This window comes from uncultured Campylobacter sp. (assembly GCF_938045535.1).
Lineage (GTDB): Bacteria > Campylobacterota > Campylobacteria > Campylobacterales > Campylobacteraceae > Campylobacter_B.
The window spans coordinates 1-5855 of record NZ_CALIMQ010000256.1 but is presented as its reverse complement, the minus strand read 5'-3'; the positions used below and the strand labels follow the sequence as shown (position 1 = coordinate 5855).

Genomic DNA, 5855 nt, shown 5'->3' with positions numbered 1-5855 from the left:
AATTTCGTCCGCTTGATTTTTTAGCCTTTTTGGATTTTTTTTGTGCTCGCATTTTTACAGAAACAGCGCGCGCTTGATCGTCGCTTAAATTTTTAACGCCAGCGTGCGCGGAATTTTTGCTCGCAGAATTTTTTGCATCAAGCGCGGAATTTTTATCGCTCTGAGGCGCGGTGTCCTCGCTACCCTTAAGCTCGGCATTTTCGCCGTTAAAATTCTCTCCGCCGCCTGCGGAATACTCTGCGTCAAAATTTTCCTCACTAGCGAAATTTTCGCTTAAGGCAGCTTTGTCGGCACCCATTGATTGCGCGCCTTTTTGATCGTCCGATCCTTCGTTGATCTCTCTGACGCTAAAAGCCTTTTTTTCTTCACCCACGCCTATTTTCCTTCGTCGATTTGTTCTATTTTTGCGATCAGCTCGCTTGCTATCCGTTTTTTATCGAAAAACGAGGCTCTAATTTTAGCCTTTTTCTCATAAAATTTTACATAATTTTCATCATCCAGCGCTTTTTGCATCGCCGCTTGAGTGCTTTCTAGATCGTTCACGCCCACCAGCACGCCCCATTCGCTCTGCCCCATAAGCTCGCGCGCACCGCTTTGATGATCGCTTGAAATCACGAGCTTGCCGCACGCAAGAGCCTCGATGAGCGCGTTTGAAAAGCCCTCAAAAAGGCTTACGAAAACAAACGCGTAGCATCTGGCCATATATTTATACGGGTTTGCGTCAAAGCCCAAAAGCTTCACGCGACCGCCTAAGTCCAGCTCCTCTATCAGGGCCTCAAGCTCGGCTCGCAGCACGCCGTCGCCTAAGATCAACAGGTCTTTGTCGTTATTTTTTAAATTCGCATACGCACGGATCAAAAGTGCGTGGTTTTTGCCCGCATCGAGTCTGCCGACGCTTAAGAAAAACGACCGCTCCTGCGCGATAGGCTCCTGCGCTTTGCGACCGATCTCATCCAGATCGATCGCGTTATATAACACGCTCATCTTGCGCTCATCGATTCCGAAATTATCCGCCAGATCGCGCAGATTTCCAAGCGAGTTGGGGAAGATAAAATCGGCCTTCGGATAGAGCTTACGCAGCAAAAGCTTTGAAATTTTGGATTTAAAGCTCGGCTCTTTATACAGCACCGACGGCGTCGAGCATTCGTTAAAAATCATCGCTCCGCCCAATCCGTAAACTCGCGCCAGCGCCGCCACGTAACAAGGGCGGTTCATCCAAACGAAGTGGATGTCGATACCTAGGCGCTCGCATAGCTTTTTGTATCGCAGCGCCAAAAACGGAAGCTTTGCGAGCTTCAGCAGTCCATTTTCAAAAGGGGCTGATTTTTCGATGAAATGGATCTGCACGCCGCTTGGAATTTCATAAAAAATCCTCTCGTTCATCAGTACCAGATACACTTCGTAGCGTGCCGTAAGCTCGCCTAAGAGGTTGCTTACGACGCGCTCGGCGCCGCCGCCTCCCATCGAATAGATAAAAACGCTTAATTTCTTCATCCCTTTACCTTTTAAATATCGCTGCCGCGCCCTAAATTTAAACTTTGCTCACGCCTTTTTACGCGAACATACGCCGCGCAATCTGTTTTAAATTTAGCGCATTTTACGTCGTTCTAAGCGATTAAATTTCATCGCGCGATGCGCTTTGTAAATTTAAACGCGCTGCTACGCTCGGGCGCAAGAGCCTATCTTAGCACACCGAAGTTTAAATTTAATCCCTGCGCGCCGCAGGGCATCGATAAGCGGCTGCTATTTGCGCGCAAACCGATCGATCAAGCCCTGCCAGAGCTTAATGATGCGCTCCTGCGAAAACTCGTCTAAATTTTCATTTGCATTTTGCACCAGCCGCTTTTGCAGCGCCTCATCACGCATTAAATTTTCAAGCTTGCTCGCAAGTTCATTCGCATCGCCGCGTTTAAACAAAATGCCGCTAAAGCCGTCCTTTATGAGCTCTTTTGCGCCCGCCGTATCGCTGCTAAGCCGTGCGCAGCCGTAAAATGCAGACTCGATCAGCACGTTCGAAAGCCCTTCATTAAGCGAACTGAGCACAAAAATTTTGGCTTCTTTATACAGTTCGCTCACGTCCTGCTTGTGCCCTAAAAATCGCACTTCAAGCCCGAGCCGCGCCACGAGCTCGCGCAATCTTTCGCGCAGCGAGCCATCGCCCGCGATTAAAATTTCCCACTGCGCAAGCAGGCTTTTATCGATCCTGCTTAGCGCGTCAAAGTAAATTTCATACCCCTTGACGGGCTCGAGCCTGCCGACGCTTAAGATCACGTTTCGCTTGGCGCTTTTAGCGCCATCAATCTCGCCGAAAAAGGGATTGTGCACGACGAAGCAGTTTTTGACAAATCGCGAATAGTACTCAAAGTCCGAACGCGTAAGCACCGTAAGCGCGTCTGCTTTTTTATAGCACAGATCGCGCACGCGGCTAAAAAGCCCGCTTGGCAGATAATCGTGCGCGTTGTGCTCGGTCGCGATGAGCGGGATGCCTAGCCCGAAGCTTGCGATCACGCACGCTACGTTCGTCCAGTCCATAAAGCTGATGATGACGCTTGGCTGCTCGCGCTTGAAACACTCGCGCAAAATTCTGTATTTATCGAACCTGCCGCCGTTTTTATAAACGTCCAGATGCAAAAATTTTATCTTTTCGCTAAATTTATACCTGCCCTCATCATTTTCCAAAATCGCGATCGTAACGTCGTTTGCGCGCGCAAAATGGTTCGCCAAAACCTGAAGCACGCGCTCAGCGCCACCGTTTCTAAGAGCCGCGATGACGAATAAAATTTTCATTTTAACTTCCGATAAATTTTATAAAATAGCCGCAAAAGCGCAGGGCTAGCGTAAAACAAGACCATCATCAGTGTCTGCGTGCGGCTCGCATGCGCCGCGAAAAATCCAAAATCCAGCCGCTCGCGCACCAAAGCGTGCAGTGAGCGGATCTGATCCGCAGCTTCTGCGGCGTTTAAAGGCGAGCGGGGATCTGCGGTCTTTCTTTGCGACGCGGAATTTTGCTTAGAATTCCGCATATAATTTTGCTTAGCGGAATTTTTAAATGCGGAATTTTTACCGCATGCGCAAGATAAACTACCAGCGCCATGCAAATCCGCTTCGTTTGCCAAGCTGCACGTATTAGCCTCGGAAGGAGAAGTTGCATCTCCATCCAAGCCTGCAGCGTCAAAGCTCGATTTGATAATTAAAAACGCCGTATTCAGCGCGGACTCGCAGCGAGTAAAATTAGCCTCACGCGCCAAGCTTGGATAATTCACAGCGATCGCCTCAGTATAGCGGCGCACCGCAGCGATGACCGCAAGATGCCTGCGCGCAAATGAGTTTACGGTCGAGCCCGCCCTTACGCGGTAAAAATATAAAATTTCATCCGTGCACGCCGTAATAGAAGCGTTAAAAATATCAAAAAATATCGCCACATCCTCATAGATCTGCCCCGTAGGAAAGCGCAAAGCAGTGAAAATTTCGCGAGCAAACAGCGCGCGCCAAACCGCGGTGCTAAAATACGGATCCTGCGTGCAGCTGCGTCTAAAAAGCTCTTGCGGCGATATTTTGTATTCGCCTGCGTTGGCATTCGAATTTGTAGCTCCTCCTGGATCGCTAATCTCTTTAGAATTTTGATTTTCTTTAGAATTTAAAGCCGCCTTGAAATTATTTATTTCGCTCTCGTCGCTAAATGCTGTGTAGCCACACATAGCGATTTTGGTGCAAAATTTCTGCGTCAGGCGAAAAAGCGTCTCAATCAAATCAAGGCTTATCAAATCGTCGCTGTCTACGAAACTGATAAACTCCCCGCGAGCGACATCCAAAGCAGCGTTTCGCGCGCTAGCCTGTCCGCCGTTTAGTCTATGCAACACGCGCACACGGGGATCGCGCGTGGCGTATTCGTCGCAAATCGCCTCGCTGCCGTCATTTGAGCCATCATCTACGAGCAAAATTTCTAAGTTCGTATAGGTCTGCGCCATGATGCGCTCCACGCAAGCGCGCAGGAATTCTTTGACATTATAAACGGGGATTATGACCGAGATTAGGGGATTTTCGCTCATTATTCCTCCCTGTGTATCGTAGCGGCTATGAAATCCAGCCAGCGTCGCCCGATCGTTTCAATTTTAAAGCTCTCCTCGCGCTTAGAGGCGTTTTGCACGAGCCGCTCGCGTAGCTTCTCGTCGCTCATTAGAATTTCAAGCTTTTTTGCGATGCTCGCGCTATCGCCTACAGGGCACAAAAACCCATCTACGCCGTCGCTTATAAGCTCGCTAGGACCTGCGATGCAATCTGTAGAAATTCTAGCGGTGCCGAAAAATATACTCTCCATCAAAATATTGCAAAAGCCCTCCATCTTGGAGGTTACAACTACGATTTTAGCGCGTCCATATAAGCTTTCGATATCGCGCACAAAGCCGATGAACTGCACATTTAAGCACAGCTTCGCAGCTAGGCTCTCAAGGCTCTTTCGTTCCTCTCCGTCGCCTGCGATCACCACCTTCCACTCTTTTAAAAGATTGAAATCTACAAGCGCAAGTGCCTTAAGAAGGACATCAAAGCCCTTATAGACATTGAGCCGGCCGGCTGCTAGGATGATATTTTCTTTAGGCGGGCGGGCCTCTTTAGCATGGCTGATCTCAAACATCGGATTAGGCATAATCACGCGATTTTGCACATATGTGTAATGATCCAGATCAAATTTACTAAGCACGCTAAGACCTGCAGCTCGCGGATAAAAGATCCGCTTGAGAGCTCGCCAGATCGGACTTTTTAAAAAGCGATGATTGGTGTGTTCGGAGACGATGATTTTCTGCCCGACTCCTAGATTTGCGATAAGCGTAAGGACATTGGTATTATCTAAAAACGAGATTACTACGTCAAATTTACGACTTTTTAGAAGCCTGTGCAAGGCTAAAATTTTATCGTAGCGCTTTTTTATATTGCCAAATACTCCTAAATCACCCACTCCTAAATCCAAGCTAATAAGCTCGATCTTAGGATCTAGCGCGTAAAAGGGCTCATCTGCGTCAAATTTTATCACGCAGACTTCATTCTCGCGGCAGAAAAAATTTGCCAGCACGCTTAGCACGCGCTCGGCACCGCCCTTGCCTAAAGCAGAAATTACCATAGCTATTTTCATTTTATGAGCCTAAACTTGTTTTTAAAAATTTCATCGAGTCCTCTCTTTTACGGCGCAACGCCTCATTTACGCCATCCCAATCGATAGTCGCGTCCAAGCGCGCGTCTTTGGGATCTTGCAAAGCCCTATCTTCAAGCCCGAATAAGCCCAAAAGCGAGCTAAAGCGCGACGCGCCGCGACTAGCATTAACGAGCACAAAAAACGGCTTATTAAAGATTATGGAAAATACGCAGCCGTGAAATGAGTCGGTTAACACAAACTCCACGCCCGCAATAGCGCTTAGCCATGCTTTTATGCCGATGCGGTTGCCGCGGTCATTTACCTCATATATCTCTAGGCCGCTTTGCTTTTTTAGTAGCTCTATCGCCGCTTCAGAGCGAGGCGATGGATCTAGGATATAGGCAAAGCCCTTGCGCTTTGGCGCATGGCTTAAAAATTTATCGTAAATCTCTTTGTTAGCCAAAAGCGTAGGATCTAGCACCCAACGCGCATCTACATCAAAGCATTCGCGCGCAAGCTTTACACCATCGCGCTCGCGCACCGAAATAGCTTTAAATTTAGCCAAATTTGCAGCGTGAGCTTTTAAATCCGCGGGGTTTTTAAGCCCACAGAGCCTATCTCCGCCGAAGCTTGCAGCATAGGCGATCCGCGTGCAGTTAGGCGGCAAAAATCCAAGGCTAAAGCAATCTGCAAAATCCGCAAAATAGCTAGGACGAAAAACCTGATC

The 5855-nt window shown here is 48.3% G+C and carries 5 protein-coding genes and 1 pseudogene; all 6 read right to left on the bottom strand.

The window, feature by feature from the left end; all coding sequences use genetic code 11:
- Positions 1-373, bottom strand: a pseudogene (locus tag Q0095_RS08135) (general glycosylation pathway protein); the annotation flags it as partial.
- Positions 374-375: 2 nt separating this feature from the next.
- Entirely contained in the window at positions 376-1494 is a 1119-nt protein-coding gene (locus Q0095_RS08130; protein ID WP_297882995.1) for a glycosyltransferase, read from the bottom strand.
- A gap of 249 nt (positions 1495-1743) precedes the next feature.
- A complete protein-coding gene (locus Q0095_RS08125; protein ID WP_297882993.1) occupies positions 1744-2787 on the bottom strand; it encodes a glycosyltransferase in 1044 nt (347 codons plus the stop codon).
- Positions 2784-4049 carry a glycosyltransferase gene (locus Q0095_RS08120; RefSeq protein WP_297882991.1) on the bottom strand — a complete coding sequence of 422 codons (1266 nt, stop codon included), beginning with the start codon at positions 4047-4049 and terminating at the stop codon, positions 2784-2786. Before Q0095_RS08120 ends, Q0095_RS08125 begins: the two co-directional genes overlap by 4 nt.
- On the bottom strand, positions 4049-5128 hold the full coding sequence (locus Q0095_RS08115; protein WP_297882988.1) for a glycosyltransferase family 4 protein: 1080 nt from the start codon (positions 5126-5128) through the stop codon (positions 4049-4051). The genes Q0095_RS08120 and Q0095_RS08115 overlap by 1 nt, the downstream gene beginning before the upstream one ends.
- Position 5129: 1 nt before the next feature.
- A partial coding sequence (locus Q0095_RS08110; protein WP_297882985.1) for a polysaccharide pyruvyl transferase family protein occupies positions 5130-5855 on the bottom strand: 726 nt, incomplete at its 5' end.